This window comes from Prochlorococcus marinus str. GP2, from assembly GCF_000759885.1.
GTDB classification, from domain to species: Bacteria; Cyanobacteriota; Cyanobacteriia; order PCC-6307; family Cyanobiaceae; genus Prochlorococcus_A; species Prochlorococcus_A marinus_J.
Genome location: NZ_JNAH01000005.1, coordinates 1 through 25,171, shown reverse-complemented (window position 1 = coordinate 25,171; position 25,171 = coordinate 1). Strand labels below are relative to the sequence as shown.

Sequence of the window (25,171 nt, the reverse complement as noted above, 5' to 3'; positions counted from 1 at the left end):
AAATCATGAAAGTTGAAGAATTAGAAAAATTTGCTGGATCCATTGGATTATTAATTAAAATTCAAGTTAGAGAAACTATCGGATTATGTTTCTTTAGAATCGTGATTGCAGAACAGAAAGATAACGTAATTAAGATTTGGGCCGAAATGAAAGGTTGGACTTATTTAAATAAACAAGGTATTCAGCTTGATACATTAAGAATCCTTAATAAAGCTCCTGCTTTTGTTTCGGAATTAATATGGGCAACAACTATGGCTTGGGCAATTGAAAAAAAATCAAGCAACAAAGTAAGACTTTTAGCTATTTTTGATAGTGAAGGATATAGTAAAAAACTTGTAAGATATTTCAAATTAATAGGATTCAAAATTGTCAAAGAAGTTGGTTCTAGCCCAGTAGATCTTTTATTAAGATTGGTTTGGGGAGGTGCAGGTACACTTATGAACGGGGAATGTATTTCAATATTGAAAAGACTAGAAAAGAAACTCTCTTTAATTGAAGAAAGTTAACCCGCGTGATAACTACTTCTAACTAAAGGGCCAGAAGATACTCTTTTGAATCCTAATTCCTTAGAGAAGCGATATAAATATTCAAACTCTGATGGATCCCAATATTTCTTAACTGCCAAATGATCGAATGAGGGCCTTAAATATTGGCCAATTGTAATTTGATCACAATCTATTTTTTTAAGATCATAAATTGTATTTTTTATTTCATCCAATGTTTCCCCAAGTCCTAACATAATTCCTGATTTAGTTTGAATATGAGGAGCAATATCCTTTGCCTTTTTTAGTAACCTAAGGGATTTTTTGTAATTTGCACCCCTCCTAACTTCTTTTTGCAGTCTTTCAACAGTTTCAAGATTATGGTTAAAGCATATTGGATCTTTTTCTAAAATCATCTTCAATCTCTCTATCTGAAGGTTATTTGTTTCATCAAGATTTTTGCCTCCACCCCATAAATCAGGAGTTAAAACTTCAATTTTAATTGTTGAATCAATTTTTCTAATCTCATCAATTGTAGAAATAAATAAATTTGCACCATGATCAGGGAGATCGTCTCTAGCTACAGATGTCAAAACAACATATTTCAAATTTAGTACTTTCACAGCTTCAGCTACTTGAGTAAATTCATCAATATTGATAGAACTAGGTCTACCTTTATTTACCTGACAAAAAGCACATGAACGAGAACATATCGATCCACCCAGTAAGAAGGTGGCTGTTCCTGAGGCATAACATTCTGCTCTATTTGGGCATCTTGCTTCTTCACAAATAGTATGAATATTTGATTTTTTGATGAGTGTTTGTATTTTTTCGAATTCGGAAGCTTTACTGATAGGAAATTTAATCCAAGAAGGAAGTCTTAAGATTTTTTCTTTCTTGATAAGATTATTGTCTCTCATTATCTAATTTAGTTTTGTTCTGCCTTCTAAGGCCCTTGCGAGTGTAACTTCATCCACATATTCAAGTTCACTGCCCATTGGGAGCCCATATGCAATCCTCGTAACTTTAGTAAAAGGGGCTAACAATTTCCCAATATAAAGACTTGTTGTATCTCCCTCAACACTTGGGGTCAATGCCAATATGATCTCATCTATTTCAGACTTACTAACTCTTTCTACCAAGCTTCTTATTTCTAAGAGTTCGGGGCCAACAGAATCCATTGGGGATATTAAACCACCAATAACATGGTAAACACCTTTAAATTCTCTGGCGCGCTCCAAAGCAAGCAAATCTTTAGTTTCTGCTACTACACAGATTAATTTTTGATTTCTTTCAGTATTTCTACAAATTTCGCATTCATCTTCTGAAGTCAAATTGAAACATTTTTTGCAACGGCCAACATTACTATGTGCTTCTAAGAGAGCCTTTGAAAAATCCCTTATTGTGCTTTCAGGTTGTTTTAAAATAAACAGGGCTAATCGTTGCGCTGTTCTTGGACCAATCCCTGGGAATTTCTCAAAATGACCGATTAATTTTGAAAGTGGTTTGGTATAAGTAATCAAAATTAAACTATTTCTAGAGATAATTTAGACGCAAAATTCCGAATTGCCATAATTGTTTGCTTTTAATGTCTTATTATGTTTTTAATTAGTAATTTCAAACAAAATGAAAAATATTAAATTTAACCCTTTCAAATATTTATTATTGGTTTTTTTGTGCTTAACACTGAGTGCTTGTAGTGGCGGACTGAATGCGGGATTAGAAGCTTATCAAAGTCCAGATGGTAGATATGCCTTTTTGTATCCAACAGGATGGACTAGAGTAAAAGTCGATGGAGGACCTGAAATTATTTATCATGATTTAATAAATAGTAATGAGACCTTAAGTTTAGTTATTTCTGATGTCAATAAAGAGGTTCAATTAGAGCAATTAGGTAGCCCAAGTGAAGTAGGTCAAACATTAATTGATAAAGTCATTGCTCCCGAAGGTTCAGGTAGAGAGGTAAAACTTATAAATGCCAATAAGAGGGAGGCATCCAATCATATTTTCTATGATTTAGAGTATGAATTAAATTTAAATGAACAGGCAAGACATGAATTAGCTACTGTCGTAATTGATAGAGGAACACTTTACACTTTCGCTGTGGGAACAAATGAAGAAAGGTGGAATAAAGTTGACGGTATGTTTAGTAACGTAATTGAATCATTTAACTTCTTAATATAGATTAGAAATTCATACTAGATTCCTACTTGAACATTCCATAAATCAGCATATATTTTGTTCTGATCTAATAGTTTTTCATGTTTTCCGCTTTCAACTATTTTACCTTTATCAATAACTACAATATTATCCGCATTTTTTATAGTGCTTAATCTATGAGCTATTACTATAGTTGTTCTTTCTTTTGTGATTTTAGATAACGATTTTTGAATTAAAGCCTCTGTTTCATTATCAACTGAAGCTGTAGCTTCATCTAATATTAATATTGGAGCATCCTTTAAAACAGCTCTCGCCAAGGCAATTCTTTGACGTTGCCCGCCTGATAGCCTTTGGCCCCTTTCGCCCACTATAGTTTTATAACCATCTGGTAATTGCGCAATAAATTTATGAGCTTCCGCAATCTTTGAAGCTTTAATAATATCTTTAAGACTTGGGTTGATTGAGCCATAAGCAATATTTTCTTGTACACTGCCATGAAATAAATAAGTTTCTTGACTTACTAAAGAGATACACTTTCTTAAATCCCTCAAATTTATTTCTTTAATAGAAACCCCATCCAAGGTTATTGACCCATTATTACTGTCATAAATTCTAAGAAGTAGTTTTATTATTGTACTTTTCCCAGAACCTGTTAATCCAACAATTCCTAATGTTGAGTTATTTTCAATTTTGAAATTTATTTTTTTTAAAGTTAAATCTCGTCCAGGATAATTAAAATTTACATTATTAAAAATAATTTCTCCTTTGATATCTTTAGGTTCAATTTTTATTTTTCCATCTTTTATTTTTATAGGGGTATCTATGAGATCAATTACTCTATCTATTGAAGCCATAGATCTCTGAAAATCATCTAAAACATGCCCCAAAGTAGTTAAAGGCCATAATAGTCTTTGTGTAATAAACACTAAAAAACTATAAGTACCTACATCAAGTGTCTTATTCCAAGTTTGGAAACCTCCAATTAATAGAATCGCTATAAAAGCAAATAAAATTGCAAATCTTATAAGAGGGATAAAAGCAGAAGAGAATTTTATTGCAGCCTTATTACTTCTTTGATAATCGAGACTTTCTTTATTTAATCTATTTAGTTCCCATTTTTCTTTAGTAAAACTTTTTATGGTTAGAATTCCACTTAAATTGTTATTAAGCCTTGATGCCAACAATCCAGCTTTATTTCTAACATCTCTGTATTTTGGAGCAAGCTTCCTTTGAAACTTAATTGATCCTAAAAATATAATTGGAATAGGAAAGAAGGCAAATAAAGCGATTTTTGGAGCGACAAAAATCATAGTGCCCCCAATTATTAAGACAGTTATAAATAACTGAATAATCTGATTAGCCCCTTGGTCTAGAAATCTCTCGAGTTGATTTATATCATCATTCAAAATAGATAATAGCCTTCCAGTATTATCATTTTCAAAAAAATCCATATCTAATTCCTGGATATGCTCATAAGCTTTTATTCTTAATTTATGTTGCGATAGCTGAGCCAAATTTCTCCATAAAATCGAATATAAATATTCAAAGGATGATTCACCAGACCAAACTATTCCTGAAGCAAATGCAAGAAAAATCAATTGTGCTGGAACCTCTTTTATTCCAAAACCAGCAATCCATGAATTCTGCTCCTTAACAACGATATCCACTGCAAGACCAATTATTACAGGGGGAGCTAAATCTAATATTTTATTAATTATGGAACTAAGAAAAGCAAAAAATAGTACCCTTCTCTCCTCAATCAGATTTAAATAAAGTCTAATTATTGGATTTTGATTGTTCTTAGACTTCATTAAATTTACAATTAAATTCTTTTATTATGATTTAAATTTTCTTTAGTTTCTAATTGACATTTTGTTTTTGCATCTTGATGACTTGCAGTTTGCATAAATTCTTCGTAGTAACAATCACAAGTTTCGTTTGCAATTTCTTCACTATAAACCATTTCTGCTTTCATCATCTCCTCTTTGACACTCTGAAGACAAAATAATTTTATGATTGAATTTTGTTTCGTTTGAGCTAAATAATAACTATTAAAGGAGTTGAATAGTATTATCAGATTGACAAAAATAAAGAAATTATATTTGCTAGCTTTCATTATCTATCACTAGTTTCTGACTTTAATTTTTTTTAATTTATTTTTAGTTTCTCTATGCAGATCTCTGGGTAAATCTACCAAACTGTAATCATTAAAAATCTGTATCTTACCTATGGATCTACCATTTATATTAGTTGAATTACAAATTGAGGATATAATATTTGCAACTCTAACTCCATCAAATTTACCAAAGTTAAATTTGTAGGTTTCAAAAGAATCATTTTGATAATTATTTCTTCTATTTGAATTTCTCATACGATTATTACTATTTCTATTTGATCTATTTCGATCAGTATTATTTTGTTTATTAATCCAAGAATCATCTTCATTAACAAAAAATGATTTATTACCTATTACTAAATTAATCGCCGCCATTGCAATATTTGAGTCATCCATAGAGTATTTTTCTTTTAAATTATCTAGTAAATCAATAATCAAAGCTTTATTTTCTTCATTTTCATCTTTAGCTAAAGAACTCTCATTAACACTATCTATAAGTTTCTCCATCCTTTTTTCATTTATTATTTTATTACTTGGTATATTAATTTCTTCAATCTTGGTTCTTGTTGAGTTTTCTAAGTTTCTTAGAAAATGTTTTTCTCTTTGATTAACAAATAAAATTGCTTCTCCTGATCTGCCTGCCCTTCCAGTTCTTCCAATTCTATGAGTATATGTTTCCTTATCAAAAGGAAAATCGTAATTAACGACAAGTTTTATCCTCTCAACATCTAATCCTCTAGCTGCGACATCAGTTGCAACAAGGATATTAATAAATCCTTTTTTCAATCTATCTACAGTATTTTCTCTTTGATTTTGCGGTATATCTCCATTAAGTACTGCCACAGTATGTCCTGAATTCTCTAAAGCTTCAGCTATTGAAGTGGTAAGTAGTTTTGTCCTTACAAAAATAATTACTCCCTCGTTATTAAGTTCTAGTATTCTTTTTAAAGCATCTAGCTTATGATGCCTTTGTACATATAGAAATTTTTGCGAAATTAATTGAGTTTCTTTTTTTACACTTTTGATTAATATTTCGGCGGGATCATTTAAATATTTTTTTGCTATATTTCTTATCTCACTAGGCATAGTTGCTGAAAACAATACCATCTGCTTATTTTCAGGAAGTTGATCTATTATCCATTCAATATCTTCAAGAAAACCCATATTTAACATTTCATCTGCCTCATCTAACACAAGACAATTTATATCTTTAATTTTAAAAGTCCCCTGCCTTATATGATCCATTATTCGGCCTGGGGTACCAACTACTACGTCAACTTTTCTTTTTAATGCAGAAATTTGATTTCGATAGTCGGTACCTCCATATATTGCAACCGTCTTAAAATTACTAGATTCAGAACTATAACTTTTAAAAGATTCTGCCACTTGAGTAGCTAATTCTCTTGTAGGAGTCATAACTAAAACCTTGGCATTTAATTCTTTATTATCTGTAAGTTTTTCTATTAATGGTAATGCGAAAGCTGCAGTCTTTCCTGTTCCTGTTTGTGCTTGGCCCAGTAAATCCCTGCCTAACATTAGTTCGGGAATTGCAGCTTTTTGGATGGGAGTTGGATTTTTATATCCTTTATTTATTAATGAGTTTAAGATCGATTGATTAAACCCAAAATCGATAAATCCATTCTCATTATCATCTCCTTTCGTTACATCCAATAGTTGAGATTCAATTTCTTTTTTATTATCTAAGTTCTTTAACTCTAGTGGGGAAGAATCTTGATTCTGAGACTTTTCCTGCTCACTACCAAGAGAGTTACTATCTTTTTTTAAAGCCATTTTAAATGCCTAATAATCTTCTGATTAGGCACTCAACAAATATCTAAATTTACTTAAATTGTTGATTAGCCTTACAGAGCCGAAATATTAATCTAACATCTTGGGGTTAAGATATTACTAATTTCTCAAAAATAAAATTTAATTTAAATAATATATATTTAAAGATTTTTTCGCTCTTGTAACAGCAGTATAAAATAACCTTCTTTCAAAATTATCTCTGCAAAAGATATTTTGATTATCTTTTTTTTCTTTTACAGCATATTGATTCCTTCTATAATTTTGGGACCACAAAATATTTACTTTTTCTGATTCACTTCCTTGAGATTTATGAATAGTAATGGCTATTGCTGGTACAACATTTTCTAAATTAGATGGATCAATTAATGCGACAATTTCTTCGTTATTATCATTAAATTTTCTAAAAAGATATTTTCTTTTATTTTTTAAACCTATAAGTACTCCGATATCCCCATTTGACAATCCAAGTTCATTATTATTTTTCGTACACATTATTGGAACACCCTCTTTAAGAGTTTTAAGATCATAGGGTTTTTTTTGACCAAAAACAATTTCATTCAAATATTCAACACTCCATATTCCTGAATTTTTTTCGCATAAAATCAAGTGACTTTGTAAATCCAGAAATATTTTATCTACTAAATCTTTTTCATTAAGCAATAAATTATCAATACTCTCATCAAATATATATTTTTTTTTACTTAAATTTGAAGTTGAAATATTTAACTGTTTTAGATGACTTGTAATCGAAAATAATAGATCTTTTGGAATTTCTTTTTTTCTACTCTTTGAAATAGTAATTTCTTTTGAATTATTATCTTTTTCTAATTTTTTTATCTTTTGATTAAGTAAAGAAAAATCATTATTAAATATTAAACTACTAATTAATGCTATATCTCCAATATTTCTATAAGTTTTTTCTAAATTTACTACACAAGATTTAATTAAACTATTATCGGAATATTCAAACAAATAATTCCATATAGAACAGTTATTTATAGGAGACAATTGATTTTTATCTCCAACTAAAATAATTTTACAGTCCTTTGCTAGCAAATTTAAAACTGATTCAATCAAATCGATATTAACCATCGACATTTCATCAATTATGAAAATATCAAGCTCTTTTAGTTTAAATTTCAACTTAAGAGATTTATTTTGAGAATTTAAAATCCATCTATGTAAAGTTTGAAATTCTATTTGGTCTAAAAATTTGCTAGAGGAAATATTTTTTTTATCATTAAGAGCTTCTTTTAAACGAGCTGTAGCTTTACCCGTTGGAGCAGACAAACCAATATTTAAAAAGTTATCAATTTGAAGGAGTTCTAATATTAACTTTATTATTAAAGTGGTTTTACCTGTACCTGGTCCTCCTTGAAGGAAAACTAAGTTTGAATATTTAAATATATTTTTAATTTGATCAATTTTATTATCACTTTTATAAATTATTGAGTTTATTAAATTATCGGTATCTATTTTTTTTAGAAAGGAATTAACAACTCTTTCTATCTTTTTTGACCATTTTGATAAGGATAATTTTCTATCTACTAATACGAATGGAGAATAAAGGGAACCAATCAAATCTATATTTTTTAAAACATCTATATGTTTATTGGGCCAGCCATCTTCTAATAATTCAAAGATTATTAAACTATTATCAACATCAATAATAGTTTCACCATTTTTTTCAAACTCTAATAAAATTCTTATTACATCTTTTACGAAATTTCCATATTTTTTTTCGTTAAATTTGAAAATACCTAAGATTAAATTAAATATATGATCGTATTGGAACTTTTGAATATCTGTAGTAGTTTTAGTCATTCTAAAAAAGGTTATCTAAATAATTAATTCTTTTTAAAGGTGCTTTACTAATAAAAATACCTGGAGATATATCTTCAGACTTAGATTTTTCAAATAATTCAAAATCTGGCAATCCCTTTAAAAATAAATAAATATATCCTCCTAGATGTTTATGTGGTTGATAATTTTTAAGTCTCCACTTTAATAATCTATGCAATGCTAATAAATAAAGATGAGATTGCAATGGATAATGATGTTTAATCATTTCATTTCTCATGTTTTCATAGTTATAGTTCCTTGGTAAACAATCACTATTATCACTACCAGAAATCAAATTACTTTTCCAATCAATTACCCACCATTTACTATCTTCTAATTTATTTCCTACAGGGAAAATACAATCAATACATCCTGAATGAAAGCCTTTATTCATTATTAGAAGATCATTTATTTTATTTGCATATTCTTCACCAAATTCATATTCCTGATCTAAAAAAAAGCAATTTGATATATCATTAGAATTAATATTTCTACCTTCATAAGATAGGGTTAAATCATATTTGAGTTCCTTAATTAAGTATTCATTTGGAATATCAACTAGTTTCTTATTTTGTAATTCTCTTCCTAAAGATATATTTATGATTCTTAAAATCGCATCTTTTACATTAAAAGCCAAAGAAGTATCGATTTGATGAAAGTTCAATTCCTCAATAATTAAATCAATTAATTCTTGATTATTATCGTTTCTAAATTCAAATCTTTCTATTATTTTGTGCAGGCAAGTACCAGCAATAGTTCCTTTTGGAAATTCACTTAAGGGATTTGGATCAGAAAAATAATTAGGATAATTCTTTGAATTCTTAAAATTAGAATCTTTGATAATTGATATATTATCTTCATAATCCTTATATTGATTAATAACTGGATCAATATTTTTATCTTTACGTATCCAAGAAGAATAACTTGAATAAGAAATAAATTGATCAGAATTAAAAACATTAGATATTTTTTTATTAGCTTTATCGATTTTCCAAAGGTTATTATTCAATCGGGTGGTTTGGAACTTAGAAAAAATCTCTTTTATTTTCTCTTTTTCTATCCTTACTTCAGGATTAGACTTATAAATATTGATATTTTCCAAATTATTAAGTAAATCATTATTTAAAATATTATTTGTATCCTCTAAATCATTAAAAACAATAAGTTTATATTTGCTCCTTGTAAGTGCTACATAAATTAACCTTTCACTCTCTTTAAATAAATCTTCTTCTTCTATTAATTTAAATTTTTCAACCTTCGCGTAATTATTAGAAATATTAACGTATATATTTCTATCAATATTTGATTTCCAAAGAGGTCCTTTAATTTTATTTGACTTATTTGAAATAATTGAGAGATATGGACATAAGACTACTTCAAATTCGAGGCCCTTACTACTATGTATGGTAGAAAGATTTATTCCATTTTGAAGATTATAATCTTTCGTCAAAAAATCTTCTCCAGTAGAAATTCTTAAAATATGATCTAACTGATTTTTATACCAGTTGAAGACTATATTGAGATCAAAATCATTATTCATTAATTCTATTTCAACAATTTCTGAAAGTTGAAATAAATTTGAATTTAAATCTGAATCTTGAATAATCGAGGAAGACTTATAATTTATAATTAGTTCATTAACAATGTTTAAAAAACCTTTTTCTCTTAGTTCTTGGGACCAAGTAATGCATTTATTAATTAAAATTTCTAAATTATTACTAATTCCATGATCAAGTAAATCTTCTAATTTTATTTCTATAAACTTTGAAGTAGCAAGCAAAGTTATATTTTTTAAAGACCTCGGATTTGATAAACATTCAATGAATAAAAATAATAGAGAACTTGCTTCTGTATCAAAAATATTTTGTTTATTTTGAATTTTGCATGGGAGGTTAAACTGATTTAATTTTTTTTTAAAATCTATGCATTGCGCATTATTTAATGTAAGAATCGCAATTTTATTAATATCTATTTCTTTATTATTTAAAATAAAGTTAACTATATAATGAGTTACAAGATCCTCTATATCAGTCTCTTTTTTTGAAAATTCTACAATTTCAAATACATCCTTAAATTTAAATTCAGGCTTAATATTTCCATTGATTTTTGAGGTTAATTTAGTATAGTTTAGTTTTGATTGTTTAAGTCCATTCTTATAAAGCTTATTAAGAACATCGATTAACTTTATTGACGATCTATAGTTATCTGTAAGACGAAAAACTTCGATTGCATTAGATCTAGCATCTAAGTAAGTTTCAATATCTCCACCTCTAAATTTATAAATAGCTTGTTTCGGATCACCTACGCAAAGTAAAAAATGATTTTTTGTATTAAAGAACTTTTTTATTAAATTCCACTGAGTAATATCTGTATCTTGAAACTCATCAACTAAGGCACATTTAAATCTTTTTTGAATTTTAGATAGAGTATTACTATTACTAATTTCCGAATCTACAAATGTATTTTCTACAGTCTTTATAAGATCATTGAAGTTGAAAATAGAAAAACTTTTCTTTAATTCAATTAATTTTATATAAGCTAATTGGGTAAATATTCTTACAAATTCATTAAAAAAACCTTCTTTTATTTTATAAATTTTATCTTGCAATAAATTAAATTTAGTAAAATCTAATTTTAGATTATGTTTATTAATTTCTTTAGATATATTTTCAATGTAAAAATATTTAGATAGAAGATCATCCTTAGAAATATCATATATAAAATCAACGACATTTTTAGAATTAAGCCTTTTGTTAATCTCTTCAATCCAACAATTTATTTGATTAAACTTATCATTTCTTGGTTTTGCTGCATATATTTGACTTTTTCCACCACTCTCCTTAATTAATTTTCCCAACTCTATGAGCTGTAAAAATAATTCCTCACCTTTCTTATTCCATTCAAAACAAAACTCGTTCCAGTTTAAATAAAAAAATTCATTAAAATAATTATTTAAATCAATAATTTTATATTTATTATTTATTTGAAATTTACAGATATTTTCTTGATCTATATTTTTTAAAATTTCTACAAAAAATGACTTATTGATACTACTTCCAAATCTAGAACTTATTTTTTTTTTGTTGACTGCTGAAATAAGTTCCTGATTAAGATTCAGAAAATCATCAATCCACAAATTATCTATTACATCTTTATACAAATTATCAATATTATTATCAATATATGGATCTTGAGTTATACCTATTTCAATACTATATTCATCAATAATATTATTACAAAAAGCATGGAACGTAGTTACTTTTAATTTATAGAATTGATTTATAAAATTATCAATTTCGGAAATTATTTTTTCCTTTGATTTATCTTTATCCTTAAAATTTAGATACCAATCCTTAAGAGTATTATCTATCTTACCTTCATTATGACTTTGTAAATATAATTTTAAATTATGAAATCTCGAGAGTATTTTATCTCTTAATTCGGAACAAGTATTTTTTGTAAAACTAAGCAAGAGTATCTCATCTGGTTTAACTTTTTTCTCCAAAACATTTCTTAAAACTAAGTGAGCCAAAGTAAAACTTTTACCAGTTCCTGCACTTGCTTCTACTAATTTAAACTTATTATCTAATTTAATTTGATTAATATCCATTCTTTTATTAAATTAAACTTTAACCTCATTTTTATAAAGTAAGTAATTCTTAAATTTATTCATTAAATATTTCTCTTCCAGGACAATCTTTAATTTAATTATTAAAGCTAAGCTTATTGTCAAAAATAGATTATAAATAGATAATTTTATTATAAAAACTCCAATGGAAATAAATATTAAAGAATAGTACATAGGATGACGCGTAAATCTATAAATACCTGTAATAACTAGATTGCTATTTTTAGTAGGTCTTGGGAAAGGGGATAAATTTCTACCTAAGTCTTTAATTGAGACTAACATTATTATGAAAGCGATTATGATAATTAAAATTCCCAGGAAATAAGAAAAAGGACTTGCTTGAATTATTTGTTTTTGTGTAAGAGATTGCCATTGAAAAAAATGAAGACTAATAATAAAAAACTGCAAAAAAACAAGCATTAGATCATAAGCAGCTTTAAAAAAATTTTTTAACTGAAATTTAGACATTTTTTATTTCTTTAATGCTTTAATTAGAGGACCATATAATCTATATGATAATTGATCAAAATTACTATTTCCAAGAAAGAAATCTGGTTCTTTTTCATTACCAAAACACATTTTCATTTCGATATTATCTCTTTCTCCTTTAGAAAAATTTTTATTACCAATCCATTTATCTGTAAAAGCTTTTTTTTCATTTTTTGATTTTATTTTTGCTTCTACATATTTATAAGTACTTTCTGGAGGAAGAGGTAAACATTTTTCAGAATAATTTTTAAAAATATTTATGTACTCCTGCAAAATTAAATTGGACTCTTTTACCCCAGGTGATTGAATAATTTGCGATTTATAGTTATTTTCTGTTCTAAAAATTACTTTAGTCCTTTTTATATTCCTTTTTAAAGATGAAATAAAGAGTAATTTTATCCAAGCCTCAGTTAAACGACTTAAACTTAACTTCGCATTAATTAATTCAATTACGGTGTCATCAGCGATTAAATATTCTTCTTTATTCGCTTTTGACTTAACATAGATTTTATTAATCTTATTATGTTGACTCAAACTTGCAGATAGACTTCTTAATAAGTCTTTGATTTCTTTCGCTTTTGTAAAAATACTATTTTTGGGCATAATAATACCATCTTCTGCCAATTGATCATAAATATTTAATTCATTTAAATCATCAATAATATTATGATTATCAATCTCTAATTGCTGGATTATTTTTGTAATTAGTTGCGACTTTTGCAGATTGCTTACATACTCTTCGTCTGGATGATGAATAAATATTTCCTTTGGTGAAATATTATTTTTATTAAGCCAATATTTTTGTGGAGTCTTGAACCAATAAATCAATTCTGATAATTTGTAATTTTTAATATCAGATTTTTTTTCATTCCAATTTATATTTTCTATTAAAGAATAATTACTTTTAACAATCTTAGATTTATCAAGATCAATTATTTCATTTTTATTTAAATCAGAATCTTTAATTATTAGTTCTCTTTGGCTTTGATTTAAGCAACTATCAAAAAAAGAAATTAACTCTTTTATAGGAAAAGAAACATCTAATTTTTTATTATCTTTATCATTTTTTACCCAAGTAACTATAAATTTATCTCTGCAGGCAATTAACAACTCCAGAAATGCATATTTCTCTCTATCAAAAACAGATGGATCACCCAAATGATATTTGTTTTTTAATAAATTAATATTTTCACTCTTAGGTAATTTTGGATAATTTACACTATTCATGTCTATTAGGAAGATAACTTTATGAGGAATATGCCTTGAATTCTCAATATCACTTACTAGGATCTTGTTAACTCGTGATTTGCTTTGATATTTAGCTTTATTTATGCAGGAAATTAATATTTCTCTAAAAACTTTTAACAAGATAAGATCATCAGGTATTAAAGGTATTTCGTGATTATCAAGAATTCTATTTATTTCACTTATTTCTAAATTAAAATTTTCATTAGAATCAGCAATACTTTTTAATATAAACTTTATCTTTTTAACCCAAATTTTGTAAGAAAAAGATCCCCTTATCAAATTAATATATTTTTTTAAATGAATTAATATTTTAACCCATTTATTCAAATCCAAACTTATATTTTTATAGCTAAATGGTTTTAAATTAAAAGTACTTAGATTGACTTCTTTGTCATAAATTAAGCCTAAAGTAATTCTATTAATACACCACTCAAGAGTATTTTTCTCTTCACCTAATCTTTCTTTATCATCTAATCCCCAATGAAATCCCGCTTGGGTAAGTAAGAAAATAATTTCATCCTTCTCAGTAATATTAAAATCAAAAATGTTCTGAGTTACTTTTTTCGAAAGAATATAATCTATTTTTTCAAGTGTAATTTTCTCATTTGCTATTTCAATGATGTCAATTAGAAATTCATAAATGCCTGAAGAGTCATGATTATCCTCATCAATAAAAAAATAAGGTATCTTTTCACCATTAATTAACTCATTATTAAAGATGTACCTTAGATAAGGTTTAATTAAATTAGTTTGTGGAGATAAAACAGCAATATCACTATATTTAATATTCTCGCAAGAATTTATTATTTCTATAATTTTATTTCTTAAATATTCAAATTGACTATTCTGATTAAAATGCTCACAAAGTAATATTGAATCATCCCTTTCACTTACTATAAAATCAACGCTATTATTATCAATTAGTCTTTTTTGGATTTGATTAAGAAGAGGTACATCTTTCTTCTCATAAAAATTAGTCGTTGGATCAATATATATTAAATTATTTCTTAAATCTATACCTTCTGTATAAATATTTTCCTCAATTAATTTCTGAAAGTTTGCTCCAAATTTACCAAATATTTTCTCTATATTGGTATTGTTAAAATTAAATTTACTTTCATTATGATCAAATTCTAACTCACCTTCAAGATAATTTATTCTGTTCCATAAATTATCTCCCGGAGATAATAAATATAAATTTACCTTAGTGAATTTTGAAAGTTCTGAATAAAAATTAATGTGTAATTTAGATAAATTATTATCGGAAATAATATAAATTTGATTAGGTATCTTATTATTAAAATCTTTAAACTTTTTTAAATTTTTTATCACCTCAATCATATATAAACATGAGGGTTTTTCAGATATCTTTTTTTCTAGTAATTTATATAAAATAGGTTGCCAAAATTGATCTGAATTTAAATTCCTAAATAGTTTGAATGAATTAATTTCATATCTATTCCATTCAGCAATCATCTCAGGTCTGAAAATAAGATATTCAATGAAATTATTTGTAATTTTCTTAATCAAATTATAAATATCTCCATCAATTGTCTTTTTATTATCCAAATATTTTTTAATCCAATTACTAATTGGGAATGATTCTTTAAAGCTATTTAGTTCTTCCAAGGAATCAATAACGCCCCATTTTATTGACTCAAAATTCCACAAGCTCATATCATTTTCAGGGAAAAAATTTGTCAATAATGATTCGGTATAACTTGATATTGTTTTCAATTCATAAAGTGCACTTATTTGGTTTTTTATAGTTATTTGTTCATGTAACCAATTACCCAAAAAATAATTAGGAACAGCTATTTCTAATTTCTCAGTTATGAAAGGAGGACATATTTTTAATTCTTCTGCTAAGAGCTCACTAATTACTTCAATTTTGTTTGACTTATAAAGATTGAGCAATTTACTAATTAGTTATATTACTCAACTTTAAATGGATCATTTATTTCTGCACTAGGACATTCAAATTCCCCAACAGCAACAAACTCTAAGCGGAGCTTCAAGAAAGTTATAAATTTTTTATCCGTAGATAAAACAACAGCTGGAGGGGATGGGATCTTTGATATTAAATCTGAGAATTGGACAGTTTGGAGAAAAGATGGATTTTTTAAAAGCCAAAAATCTATTTCTTTACTATTTTCTTTGTAGTTCCTCTTCCTCTCATTCAAAATCTCTTCCAAAGGTTCTTCAACTGTTAAAAATCTTTCACTTGCCGCGACGAAAAAATATGTTGTCATTTTGAAATTTAAGTTAAGTTAATAAGTGACTTCATTTCACGAACAGACCTTTCTAATCCAACCGCTAAAGCCCTTGCAACAATACTATGTCCTATGTTTAGCTCGTTCATATTGTTAATTGATGCTATTTCTTTAACATTATTGTAGTTAAGTCCATGACCAGCATTAACAACTAATCCAAGGTCATTAGCCGTATATGTCGATTCTATAATCTTTTGCAGCTCTTTATATTGATCATGCCCCGATAATTCAGCATATTTGCCGGTATGTAATTCTATAAAATCAAAGCCTATTTCTTTGGCGTAACCGATCTGCTCACAAATTGGATCAATAAATGCACTAACCTCAATATTTGAATCTTTTAAGTTTTCAACAAAATTTTTTAAGTATTTCAAATTGCTTTTTAAATCCAACCCGCCCTCAGTAGTAACTTCTTCTCTTTTCTCTGGGACAAGAGTTACATATTGGGGTCGAAGTTTTCTTGCAATTCCTAACATTTCTTCTGTAGCAGCCATTTCTAGATTGAGTTTTGTCTTTATAGTTTCCTTCAAAAGGAATACATCCCTATCTTGAATATGCCTTCTATCCTCTCTTAGATGAACAGTTATTGAATCTGCCCCTCCTAATTCAGCCAAAAAGGCAAATTGTACCGGGTCTGGCTCTACAGTTTTCCTTGCTTGCCTTACATTAGCGATATGGTCAATGTTTACTCCTAATGTAGTCATAATTTAAAAATCTTAGTTCTAGACAATCTAGTAACCGCCCAATAATAGCTAATAAAAAATTACAAACGCTAAAATTATTAATATACAGTTAACCGAATTTGAAGAAAAAATCTGAAGATATTTTTCACAAGATAAACCCAATATTGGGCTTCATAGCAATGTTCGTCACTCAGGATATTGTTTTGAGGTTATTTTTTAGTAAAAAAAAAATAATTAATAATGGTTCTTCCGTACCCTTAAATGCCTCAGTTATTTTGGCTCCAACTCACAGATCAAGATGGGACGGATTGGTTATCACTATGGCAATGGGTAGAAGAGTCACCAACAAGGATTGCAAGTTTATGGTCACCAATTCAGAAATGAAAGGAATACAAGGTTGGTTCTTAAAAAGGCTTGGATGTTTTTCGATAAATCAATTATCGCCATCTCTCCATACCTTAAGATATGCAATTGACCTAATAGTAAAAGGCGAACAATTAGTTGTTTTCCCCGAAGGTAAAATTAACAAATATGGAAAAAAATTAGTTCTCAGAGAGGGATTATATAGATTAGCCCGATTAGCTACAAAAAAAACAGAGTCGATCATTATCATTCCAATTGGAATTGCTTATAGTAGAGTATCTCCCAAATTTAGAAGCGAATTTTGTTTATCATTAGGAAAACCAATAGTAATGAAAGACTTTTTAAATTTTAATATTAAGGAGTTTAATGAATTTCTAAATGAAAGAATTATCAATGAGGAAAAATTAGCTTTAAAAAATGTCGGTAGATGAATGCCCAATAAGTTAATATTATTTAAATAATTTAATAAGAATATGAAGTTCTTAAAGTTAATTCCAATTTTATTTATATTTTTGGGAAATCACCCTTATGAAAAATTAGTTTACGCTGGTTCTGAAAACCCAAATAGCTATAGGGTCCTTTCAAGCAGCAATAAAAAACTCTCAATAGCCAACGTGGAGTTTTACTTAGAGAAAGGGGATGACTTTATAAAAAAGGGTAAATTAGATAAAGCTAAAGATTCTTTTCTAGACGCAAGAAAATTAGCTAAACAACTCGCATCGTTTTATTCAGATCTAAATTCAGCTTTTAAAGGAACTGATGCAAGAATACCAATTGAAATGCAAAGTAAAGGTAAGGCTACTTTACAAATTTTGGCAGAAACAAACAAAAGATTAGCAGCTCTTTATATAAAAAATGAAAAACCTGAAGTAGCTGTACCCTTACTTATTGAAACTATTAGGATAATGTCTCCTGATAGTTCAGAAGGTAAAGAAGCATATGAAAGTTTAGTCCAGCTAGGATTTGTCGAAACAGAATATAAGGGCTAACTAAAATTAATTATGATTACAAAAGAAGAAGTCATTAAACTAATAACTAAAAAAATACCAAGTTCTAAAGTTTTCGTTGAAAACATCAAAGGAAATGATCATTTACAAGTAACTGTAATTGCATCTGAATTCAATGGATTATCATTAGTTAAGCAGCATCAGCTAGTATATTCTGCATTAAAGGAAGAATTAGCTTCAGAAGCTATACATGCATTAGCATTAAAAACAGAGACACCAAATTAAAATTATGGACAACTTAACAAAAGAAAAAATACAAAAATTAATTGACTCTAATCCACTAATCGTATTCATGAAAGGTACAAAATTAATGCCTCAATGTGGTTTTTCTAATAATGTAGTTCAAATACTAAATTCTCTAGGTGTAGAATTTAATACTTTTGATGTTTTAAGCGATTACGAAGTCCGAGAGGGTATCAAAGAATATTCAGATTGGCCTACAATTCCTCAAGTCTATCTAAAAGGAGAGTTTCTTGGTGGATCAGATATTCTTATCGAAATGTACAACACTGGGAAACTAAAAGAGAAAATAGAAATTGAATTAGCGTCTTAAAACAATCCATAAGTATAAATACTGAATTAGTTAATAAAAATTAATATTTTAAATTCTTTTTTTATCAAAAAAACCTTTTTTTTCATCTCCCTCCGGATCAATAAAACTTGATGGATCTACAATCCATCTTTCTATTAATCTCTCTAATTTATCTTGATCTCTTTGCTCTAAACTACTGCAATTCCTTAAGGCTTGGAGATAACCATCACTATATAATTTAAGATCAGCTGGCGAATGAAAACGAGTAACTAAGTCTTGGCAACTATCGCAAATTGATTGAAAATGACGAATTGCTTTAGGATTTTCAAATGATGTCATAATTCGATAGATTCTGATTTTTATTTAGCATCTGTTATACCTTATTAAGGATGATAACTAATTGCCTGGCCCAACAGTAAATTAAGAATGCAATCAACTGAGCAAATCTTAGCTTCAACCCCTGGTAGTTCACAAATGACTACGAGCTCTCAAACTCCTTCAAGAGTTCTTGTTGTTGAACCTCACCCCACACTAAGAACTGTACTTGTACAAAGACTACGTCAAGATGGTCACCTTGCTGCAGCAGTTGGATCAGCTGCAGAAGCTGTTGATTTATGTCGGGAACAATCTCCTGACCTTTTAGTAAGTGCAGAAATTCTTGAGCAGAATACTGCGATGCGACTAGCTCAACAATTGGGGTCTTCTGTAATTGTCTTAACGGCAAGATCAGGTGTTGAAGCACTAGTTAACCTTTTAGATGAAGGAGCTGATGACGTTCTCAGGAAACCATTTGGATTAGAAGAGCTAGCAGCAAGATGTAGAACACTTTTAAAAAGAGGAAGAATAGGATTACAAGAGAAAGTTGAGGTTGGGCCTTTGGAAGTTCACCTTCTTTTAAGACAGGTAACTCTTAGTGAAAAGCCTGTAGAACTAAGCCCTAGGGAGTTTGCCCTACTCTGTGCCCTTCTGATGCCCCCAGGCATGGTAAGAAGCCGTCAAGAGCTTCTTAGAATGGCTTGGCCCCCATTCAGTGGAGGGCCCCGATCAGTTGATACTCAAGTCTTAACATTAAGAAGAAAACTAGAGCAGGCAGGATTGGGAGAAGGAGGGGGAATAACAACTGTTAGGCAACAAGGTTATAGATTTAGCATTGATAATATCTGATACTTAAAAGCAACAATTTCCCCAATTATCATAAATACCGAAAAAAATGTTAGTAATTTATAAGTCCATAAAGGTGATAAATAAGATATTTCTTTGATTTGTAAGTTTGTTTTTTCAGATATTATCGATAAAAATCTTTCAAATTTTTCAATTCTTTGAGGTAATAGAAAATTTTCACTTTTATTTGTACAAAAGTAATGAACTTTACTTCCTTGACTGGTTGGTAAAGATTTTATTGAAACAATTTCTTCCCAGGTGATTTCCCATTCTTTTTTTCCTAGTACTCTAGAAATAAAACTCGTTTTGTATGAAATTCCCTTATCACAAGCCATAACATAATCATTTGTGATATTAATTATTAAAAACAGACCAACTATAAACACAAGTATTGAGACAACTTTTGACTCTTCATTCGAGACAAATGGTATAGGAATTGTGAGTGCTAAGTATAAGGAAATTAAAGAACTTTTTACAAAAAAAATAGTTTTAAAAATTTCCATCATCTGATTAGACTTTAATCCGGGAGGTCATAACTATTTATGTTCAATTTTGCTCCTATTTTATGAGCGCAGGCATACCCACTAAAAGCAACTGCATTGAGACCTTGACCAGGGAAACAAGAGTCTCCAACGCAATATAGGTTTTTGATTTTTGTAGTATTGAATGGCATAGGAAGAAGTCCAAGTAATTTCTTACTAGGAATTGGCCCATAACTGCCTTCATATCTTCCAAGAAACTTTTTATGAGTTTTGGGCGTACCAATTTCTTTGTGATCGATATTTTGTTCAAGATTAGGAAGAATAGTTGATATTTTTTCAACAAGAAAAGAAAAATATTTTTCTTTCTTTTGCAAATATTCTTTCCTTGGTAGGCCTACCCATTCTCCCATCGATGAAGGAGTAAATGCATGTACGATATGTTTACCTTCTGGAGCCAAAGACGAGTCAAGCAAAGTAGGTATAGAAACAAAAATAACTCCCTTTTCGCTTTCTAATTCATCCCAATTTTCAACGATTATATGATGACAATTAAAATTATCGGGTATTAGATTTTTTTCCACTCCAAGGTGAATTGAAACAAAAGAAGGTGAGGGTTTATAAGTTTCTGACCACTTATATTCACTTTTTGGCACTTTTTTACTAGAAATTAATCCTTTAATATTATCTTTTAATCCAAATGTATCCCATCTAGTGGAGTTGGATACAATAATATTTGAATAAATCTCTTCCCCACTTGAAAGCTTAACTCCTACTGCTTTCTCTTCCTTCAAAAGGATTTCAGTCACATTGGCTTTATATCTAACTTTTCCTCCTAATTTTTCAATACCAGAAACAAACTTCTCTGCTATCGTTCCAACCCCTCCTTTTGGATAATTTATCCCTCCAGCATGCCTATCTGTAAATACCATTCCCGCATTAATCATAGGGGTTTTTAGAGCTGGCATTACAGACCAACAAAAACATTCGATATCGATAAATTTTAAAAGTTCAGGATCTTTTATAAACTTTCTCGCAACATCTCCTGCATTTTTAGGTAACCATCTAGCTAAACCTAAACAGGATAATGGAGATTTAAAGAAAACTTTAAAAAGATAACTTGGATCCTCTATTGATAAAAGAGGCATTGAATCTAAACATTTAAATACACTTGCACAAGTATCATAGAATTTCTTGATACCTTTTTTTTCCTTGGGGAAACTAGCTGATAATTTACTTATAAATTGCTCATAATTTTTATCTACAGAAATATTAAAGTTATGTGGTAGGTGATATTCCAGTTGAACAGGATCGGGAATAGTTTCGCATTTTTCATTCACGTCTTTCAAAGCACGAGTTAATAAATTGGTATAACCTTTCTCTCCAAATCCAAAAATCATTGAAGCCCCTACATCAAAGGTATAGCCTTTTCTCTTAAAAGAGCCTCCACTCCCGCCTGGAATAATATATTTCTCAAGAACCAATACTTGAGCTCCTTTTGCCGCCAATTGTGAAGCAGTTACTAACCCTCCTATTCCTGAGCCAATAATAATTGCATCGAAGTTTTCTTTATTTAATTCCATTTTTTGGATCTTTGATAATTAATCTTAGTAAATTTTGCTGAGTAAGTGGTCTTTATCAAAACAAGAATCTAGTTTATTTTTAAAGTTATTTAAGGCTTCTGTAGATCTTTCTTGATAAGCTTTGTACCTTAATCTTTTATCTTTTATTCTTTTAGTAAGTTCTGGAACTAAACCAAATGAAGCGGGCATTGGTTGGAATTTATTCTTTTTCTGATTAGATAATATTTGATTTTCGTTACTGATAAAATTAATTAGAGAACCAATCATTGATTGATTAGGAAAACTTACTGGTTTTTTACCCTTAGCTAATAAGGATGCATTTATTCCTGCAAGCAAGCCCCCTGCTGCTGCTGCTGCATAACCTTCCGTGCCCGTTATTTGACCCGCCGCAAAAAGGTTTTGTCTTTTCATAAATTGCAAGGTAGGTAAAAGTAATTTTGGAGATTCTAAAAAAGTATTTCTATGCATTACTCCAAAACGTACAAACTCAGCCTTTTCTAAACCAGGAATCATCCTAAATATTCTTTTTTGTTCTGACCATTTGAGGTTAGTTTGAAAACCCACCATATTTAGTAATTTACCTTCTAAATCTTCTTTCCTTAATTGGACAATTGCATGAGGTCTCTTTTTCAATCTATTTTCTCTATCAAATAAATCTCCCCATTTTGGATTCCACAACCCAATTGATTTCAATGGTCCATATCTCATGGTATCAACTCCTCTTCTAGCAATTTCTTCAATTGGCAAACAAGCTTCAAAGAAATTAGCTGATTCTTTCTCAAAGTCTTTTAAATTAGCTTGTTCTCCTTCTATAAGTTCGTTTCTGAAATGGATGTAATCATTTTTATCCATAGGACAATTAAGATATGCCGGATCTCCTTTGTCGTATCTACTAGCTTTAAATACGATCTCTTGATCAATAGAATCTCCATGAATTATGGGACTAGCGGCATCAAAAAAATGACACTCATCGATACCAGTAAAATCTTGGATTTTATAGGACAACTCATCAGCTGTTAAGGGCCCAGTAGCAAGGATAGTTATATTTTCTTCGCTTGGGAGATCCAATTGTTCAAATCTCTTAATTTCGATTAAAGGATGATTTGATAATGCTTCAGTCAAAGCGTTACTAAATTTAGATCTATCTACCGCCAAAGCACCTCCTGCAGGAACAGCAAATTTGTCAGCTGTTTGAACTATCAATGATTTAAAAATTCTAAGTTCTTTTTGCAATAAACCTGCAGCTCTATCAGGACTTGAAGCACCAAAACTATTACTACAAACCAGTTCTCCAAATTCACTCGTATGATGAGCTGGAGTTGATTTGATAGGTCTCATTTCAACTAATTTAACTGGTACGCCATAACTAGCAACTTGCCAAGCGGCTTCAGATCCTGCGAGGCCAGCTCCAATAACTATTACCTCTTTATCTAACAAATTTGATTAATCCTTACCTAAAAAGTCCCTATTGAATTGCTCTCTTGCTGGTTTTTGTATATTGAATATAACCCAAGCCAAAGCAGCGATAATTGGGGCAAAAACTACGATTGTTCTTAGCATTTTTGAAATCCTTTTATTTATTAGATTATTTTAACTTTTAACTGTAAATTTAGAGAGAATTTTTAATTTTTTAACTTATTAGTTAAGATTTGTATTTCAATTGTTCATGTTGGGATAATAAGTTGTTTTTTTCACCTTAAAAAGGGATAATCTCTAATGTACTCAATTTTACAAAATGGGTCGCTAGCTCAGCGGTAGAGCATCCGGCTTTTAACCGGCTGGTCCTGAGTTCGAATCTCAGGCGACCCACATTAATCATTAATTGAGCCCAAAAGGGTTTTAGTATAAAACTCTAATTTTATTAAAATTAAATATTAGCCTCTTTCTTGATAGAACCATAAGTAACTTTAGATTAACTTATCTTTCAGGAATGATCTAACAATTTCTAAAAGCGAAAGCATAATTAGTTTTAATTAATTAAAGCTCTATTCTCATACCCATAAATGTTTCTAGTACAAAGATATGAATGCAAAAAAGCTAACATTTTTTATGACAGCAAAAAATAAATTTTAAACTTTAGCCTTTCTTGACAGTAAACCTGACTCAAGAATGATGAATATCGAAGTTAAATTCTAAAAATAAATTCAGATGGAAACATTAACTCTGATCTACACATTTTCGTAACAGAACTGTAACTATTTATGTCAAAAAAAATAATTATCAAAAATTACAGGTAAAAACTAAGATATACTTTACAAAGCTTCATAAAACCTGTTACAATCATTTACATAAATTATCTATTTTATTATGACTCCTGAAGCAGAACGTTTTAATGGTTGGGCAGCAATGTTAGGTTTCGTTGCAGCTGTTGGTGCTTATGTAACTACAGGACAAATTATTCCTGGCTGGTTCTAATTTTTTAAATTTTACAATTTATTCTTTGAATTTTCTAATGAAATAATCTGATTGATTAATCCTTAGAAAATTAATACAGATTTATTTTTAATCTGCACTATTACTTATAAATTATAGTGATTCCTGAATAAATTTTGTCAAATTTTTTTAGTTATTTAAACCTAATCAAATCTGAAACCTCTAATATTAGGGGTTTTTTTTATTTAATTTAAATCAAAAATTATAAATATACATTTTTGTTTTTCATATTTTGCTTTTAGTTTCTTTCGTGTTTTTTTCAATATTATCTAGGCATGTTGAACATAATAAATGTCCTTTTTTAATCCAGAACGTTTTAGTAGATCTTTCTATATCTTTTCTACAAATTAGACATTTAAATATTGGAGACATTCTAAATTAATTCAAGTTTGTAAAAACAAATAACTTTAAAAAATTATTTAAGTACTAAATTTCCAAGTTGAACTTAAGGACAACTCTAATATATAAATGATTTAAGTCATTAACAATTAATTTAAATCTTATTCCTTAATATTCAAGAAAAAAAGGCCTGCGATAAGCAGACCTTCTTGTGTGTAAGATTTTTAATTTAGATTCAAGATTTAGAAACTAAATGATGTTTTTACTACAACACCTGTTTCGTCTTCTGCTCCAGCTTGGTTATGTTCAATGATGAATAGAGCAGGAGTGATAGTCATACTATCGTTAACATTGTAAGTATAGAAGACTTCATAAGCCATGTCTTCATCAACGCCTTCATTCTGTGGTCCATCAGAGCCCAATGCAACTCCAAGAGTTCCATTTCCGAGCTCGTCCCACTGAAGTCCAACAAACCACTGAGTTGTCTCTTGATCATCAGCTCCAACTTGCTCGACTTCACCGAATTCGTATCCAACACTGACTG

24 protein-coding genes, 1 tRNA gene and 1 pseudogene are annotated in these 25,171 nt (G+C 28.8%); 9 read left to right on the top strand and 17 right to left on the bottom strand.

Annotation, left to right across the window (positions count from 1 at the left end; translation table 11 throughout):
* The first annotated feature begins 5 nt into the window (after positions 1-5).
* A complete protein-coding gene (locus tag EU91_RS03605) occupies positions 6-506 on the top strand; it encodes a hypothetical protein (RefSeq protein WP_032524583.1) in 501 nt (166 codons plus the stop codon).
* Here the strand turns inward: EU91_RS03605 and lipA are convergent.
* Both lipA and recR read right to left on the bottom strand, forming a co-directional pair.
* A complete protein-coding gene (lipA, locus tag EU91_RS03610) occupies positions 503-1,402 on the bottom strand; it encodes a lipoyl synthase (protein ID WP_032524582.1) in 900 nt (299 codons plus the stop codon). The genes EU91_RS03605 and lipA overlap by 4 nt on opposite strands.
* A 3-nt stretch (positions 1,403-1,405) precedes the next feature.
* On the bottom strand, positions 1,406-2,005 hold the full coding sequence (gene recR, locus EU91_RS03615) for a recombination mediator RecR (protein ID WP_032524580.1): 600 nt from the start codon (positions 2,003-2,005) through the stop codon (positions 1,406-1,408).
* A 103-nt stretch (positions 2,006-2,108) separates the two neighbouring features.
* On the opposite strand from recR, the gene psbP reads away from it, so the two are divergent.
* Entirely contained in the window at positions 2,109-2,666 is a 558-nt protein-coding gene (gene psbP, locus EU91_RS03620; RefSeq protein ID WP_032524579.1) for a photosystem II reaction center PsbP, read from the top strand.
* A gap of 14 nt (positions 2,667-2,680) precedes the next feature.
* Here psbP and EU91_RS03625 read toward each other — a convergent pair whose 3' ends face one another.
* From EU91_RS03625 to EU91_RS0108685, 9 genes are all read right to left on the bottom strand, one after another.
* Positions 2,681-4,453, bottom strand: a complete 1,773-nt coding sequence (locus EU91_RS03625; protein WP_032524578.1) for an ABC transporter ATP-binding protein — start codon at positions 4,451-4,453, stop codon at positions 2,681-2,683.
* 11 nt (positions 4,454-4,464) lie between these two features.
* Positions 4,465-4,620 carry a hypothetical protein gene (locus tag EU91_RS09590; RefSeq protein WP_241433934.1) on the bottom strand — a complete coding sequence of 52 codons (156 nt, stop codon included), beginning with the start codon at positions 4,618-4,620 and terminating at the stop codon, positions 4,465-4,467.
* Positions 4,621-4,767: 147 nt separating this feature from the next.
* Positions 4,768-6,549: a DEAD/DEAH box helicase gene (locus EU91_RS03635; RefSeq protein WP_032524576.1), complete on the bottom strand. Its 1,782-nt coding sequence runs from the start codon at positions 6,547-6,549 to the stop codon at positions 4,768-4,770.
* A 138-nt stretch (positions 6,550-6,687) separates the two neighbouring features.
* On the bottom strand, positions 6,688-8,391 hold the full coding sequence (locus EU91_RS03640; protein WP_032524575.1) for an AAA family ATPase: 1,704 nt from the start codon (positions 8,389-8,391) through the stop codon (positions 6,688-6,690).
* A gap of 1 nt (position 8,392) precedes the next feature.
* A complete protein-coding gene (locus tag EU91_RS03645) occupies positions 8,393-12,019 on the bottom strand; it encodes a UvrD-helicase domain-containing protein (RefSeq protein WP_032524574.1) in 3,627 nt (1,208 codons plus the stop codon).
* A gap of 12 nt (positions 12,020-12,031) precedes the next feature.
* Positions 12,032-12,505 (bottom strand): methyltransferase family protein, encoded by a 474-nt coding sequence (locus EU91_RS03650; protein ID WP_032524573.1) that lies wholly within the window; start codon positions 12,503-12,505, stop codon positions 12,032-12,034.
* 3 nt (positions 12,506-12,508) lie between these two features.
* Entirely contained in the window at positions 12,509-15,691 is a 3,183-nt protein-coding gene (locus EU91_RS03655) for an exodeoxyribonuclease V subunit gamma (protein ID WP_032524572.1), read from the bottom strand.
* Positions 15,692-15,708: 17 nt separating this feature from the next.
* A complete protein-coding gene (locus tag EU91_RS03660) occupies positions 15,709-16,026 on the bottom strand; it encodes an MgPME-cyclase complex family protein (protein WP_032524571.1) in 318 nt (105 codons plus the stop codon).
* An 8-nt stretch (positions 16,027-16,034) separates the two neighbouring features.
* The gene (locus EU91_RS0108685) at positions 16,035-16,751 is read right to left on the bottom strand and encodes a pyridoxine 5'-phosphate synthase (RefSeq protein WP_032524570.1); all 717 of its coding nucleotides are present in this window, start codon (positions 16,749-16,751) and stop codon (positions 16,035-16,037) included.
* Between the two features lie 158 nt (positions 16,752-16,909).
* Here EU91_RS0108685 and EU91_RS0108680 point away from each other — a divergent pair, with 158 nt between their 5' ends.
* The 4 genes from EU91_RS0108680 to grxD are packed head-to-tail and all read left to right on the top strand — an operon-like array spanning position 16,910 to position 18,653.
* A complete protein-coding gene (locus tag EU91_RS0108680; protein ID WP_032524673.1) occupies positions 16,910-17,524 on the top strand; it encodes a lysophospholipid acyltransferase family protein in 615 nt (204 codons plus the stop codon).
* Between the two features lie 42 nt (positions 17,525-17,566).
* Positions 17,567-18,082, top strand: a complete 516-nt coding sequence (locus tag EU91_RS03665; protein WP_032524569.1) for a hypothetical protein — start codon at positions 17,567-17,569, stop codon at positions 18,080-18,082.
* 12 nt (positions 18,083-18,094) lie between these two features.
* Positions 18,095-18,325, top strand: coding sequence for a BolA/IbaG family iron-sulfur metabolism protein (locus EU91_RS03670; protein ID WP_032524567.1), 231 nt, complete (start codon positions 18,095-18,097; stop codon positions 18,323-18,325).
* Positions 18,326-18,329: 4 nt separating this feature from the next.
* The gene (gene grxD, locus EU91_RS03675) at positions 18,330-18,653 is read left to right on the top strand and encodes a Grx4 family monothiol glutaredoxin (protein ID WP_032524566.1); all 324 of its coding nucleotides are present in this window, start codon (positions 18,330-18,332) and stop codon (positions 18,651-18,653) included.
* Positions 18,654-18,701: 48 nt separating this feature from the next.
* Here grxD and EU91_RS03680 read toward each other — a convergent pair whose 3' ends face one another.
* Complete coding sequence (locus EU91_RS03680) at positions 18,702-18,971, bottom strand: DUF6761 family protein (protein ID WP_032524565.1); 270 nt, start codon at positions 18,969-18,971, stop codon at positions 18,702-18,704.
* A gap of 87 nt (positions 18,972-19,058) precedes the next feature.
* Here EU91_RS03680 and EU91_RS03685 point away from each other — a divergent pair, with 87 nt between their 5' ends.
* A complete protein-coding gene (locus tag EU91_RS03685) occupies positions 19,059-19,796 on the top strand; it encodes a response regulator transcription factor (protein WP_032524564.1) in 738 nt (245 codons plus the stop codon).
* On the opposite strand, the gene EU91_RS03690 is transcribed toward EU91_RS03685, so the two are convergent.
* Genes EU91_RS03690 through EU91_RS03705 form a run of 4 tightly spaced genes read right to left on the bottom strand, consistent with a single transcriptional unit; the run spans position 19,769 to position 23,415 of the window.
* Positions 19,769-20,299, bottom strand: coding sequence for a hypothetical protein (locus EU91_RS03690; protein WP_032524563.1), 531 nt, complete (start codon positions 20,297-20,299; stop codon positions 19,769-19,771). The genes EU91_RS03685 and EU91_RS03690 overlap by 28 nt on opposite strands.
* Before the next feature lie 11 nt (positions 20,300-20,310).
* Positions 20,311-21,855 (bottom strand): carotenoid isomerase, encoded by a 1,545-nt coding sequence (gene crtH / locus EU91_RS03695; RefSeq protein WP_032524562.1) that lies wholly within the window; start codon positions 21,853-21,855, stop codon positions 20,311-20,313.
* A gap of 24 nt (positions 21,856-21,879) precedes the next feature.
* A complete protein-coding gene (trmFO, locus tag EU91_RS03700; RefSeq protein WP_032524561.1) occupies positions 21,880-23,292 on the bottom strand; it encodes a methylenetetrahydrofolate--tRNA-(uracil(54)-C(5))-methyltransferase (FADH(2)-oxidizing) TrmFO in 1,413 nt (470 codons plus the stop codon).
* Positions 23,293-23,298: 6 nt separating this feature from the next.
* Positions 23,299-23,415 carry a photosystem II protein Y gene (locus EU91_RS03705; RefSeq protein ID WP_011818654.1) on the bottom strand — a complete coding sequence of 39 codons (117 nt, stop codon included), beginning with the start codon at positions 23,413-23,415 and terminating at the stop codon, positions 23,299-23,301.
* Between the two features lie 177 nt (positions 23,416-23,592).
* On the opposite strand from EU91_RS03705, the gene EU91_RS03710 reads away from it, so the two are divergent.
* Both EU91_RS03710 and EU91_RS0108675 read left to right on the top strand, forming a co-directional pair.
* Positions 23,593-23,664: transfer RNA gene (locus EU91_RS03710), tRNA-Lys, on the top strand.
* 498 nt (positions 23,665-24,162) lie between these two features.
* Entirely contained in the window at positions 24,163-24,270 is a 108-nt protein-coding gene (locus EU91_RS0108675) for a high light inducible protein (RefSeq protein ID WP_011132751.1), read from the top strand.
* Positions 24,271-24,869: 599 nt separating this feature from the next.
* Here EU91_RS0108675 and EU91_RS09400 read toward each other — a convergent pair.
* Positions 24,870-25,171 (bottom strand): annotated as a pseudogene (locus tag EU91_RS09400) (porin); the annotation flags it as partial.

Coding starts and splice junctions, on each gene's coding strand:
- EU91_RS03605 (WP_032524583.1), top strand. CDS start 6: ATGAAAGTTGAAGAATTAGAAAAATTTGCTGGATCCATTGGATTATTA.
- lipA (WP_032524582.1), bottom strand. CDS start 1,402: ATGAGAGACAATAATCTTATCAAGAAAGAAAAAATCTTAAGACTTCCT.
- psbP (WP_032524579.1), top strand. CDS start 2,109: ATGAAAAATATTAAATTTAACCCTTTCAAATATTTATTATTGGTTTTT.
- EU91_RS03625 (WP_032524578.1), bottom strand. CDS start 4,453: ATGAAGTCTAAGAACAATCAAAATCCAATAATTAGACTTTATTTAAAT.
- EU91_RS09590 (WP_241433934.1), bottom strand. CDS start 4,620: ATGATGAAAGCAGAAATGGTTTATAGTGAAGAAATTGCAAACGAAACT.
- EU91_RS03635 (WP_032524576.1), bottom strand. CDS start 6,549: ATGGCTTTAAAAAAAGATAGTAACTCTCTTGGTAGTGAGCAGGAAAAG.
- EU91_RS03640 (WP_032524575.1), bottom strand. CDS start 8,391: ATGACTAAAACTACTACAGATATTCAAAAGTTCCAATACGATCATATA.
- EU91_RS03645 (WP_032524574.1), bottom strand. CDS start 12,019: ATGGATATTAATCAAATTAAATTAGATAATAAGTTTAAATTAGTAGAA.
- EU91_RS03650 (WP_032524573.1), bottom strand. CDS start 12,505: ATGTCTAAATTTCAGTTAAAAAATTTTTTTAAAGCTGCTTATGATCTA.
- EU91_RS03660 (WP_032524571.1), bottom strand. CDS start 16,026: ATGACAACATATTTTTTCGTCGCGGCAAGTGAAAGATTTTTAACAGTT.
- EU91_RS0108685 (WP_032524570.1), bottom strand. CDS start 16,751: ATGACTACATTAGGAGTAAACATTGACCATATCGCTAATGTAAGGCAA.
- EU91_RS0108680 (WP_032524673.1), top strand. CDS start 16,910: ATGTTCGTCACTCAGGATATTGTTTTGAGGTTATTTTTTAGTAAAAAA.
- EU91_RS03665 (WP_032524569.1), top strand. CDS start 17,567: ATGAAGTTCTTAAAGTTAATTCCAATTTTATTTATATTTTTGGGAAAT.
- EU91_RS03670 (WP_032524567.1), top strand. CDS start 18,095: ATGATTACAAAAGAAGAAGTCATTAAACTAATAACTAAAAAAATACCA.
- grxD (WP_032524566.1), top strand. CDS start 18,330: ATGGACAACTTAACAAAAGAAAAAATACAAAAATTAATTGACTCTAAT.
- EU91_RS03680 (WP_032524565.1), bottom strand. CDS start 18,971: ATGACATCATTTGAAAATCCTAAAGCAATTCGTCATTTTCAATCAATT.
- EU91_RS03685 (WP_032524564.1), top strand. CDS start 19,059: ATGCAATCAACTGAGCAAATCTTAGCTTCAACCCCTGGTAGTTCACAA.
- EU91_RS03690 (WP_032524563.1), bottom strand. CDS start 20,299: ATGATGGAAATTTTTAAAACTATTTTTTTTGTAAAAAGTTCTTTAATT.
- crtH (WP_032524562.1), bottom strand. CDS start 21,855: ATGGAATTAAATAAAGAAAACTTCGATGCAATTATTATTGGCTCAGGA.
- EU91_RS03705 (WP_011818654.1), bottom strand. CDS start 23,415: ATGCTAAGAACAATCGTAGTTTTTGCCCCAATTATCGCTGCTTTGGCT.
- EU91_RS0108675 (WP_011132751.1), top strand. CDS start 24,163: ATGACTCCTGAAGCAGAACGTTTTAATGGTTGGGCAGCAATGTTAGGT.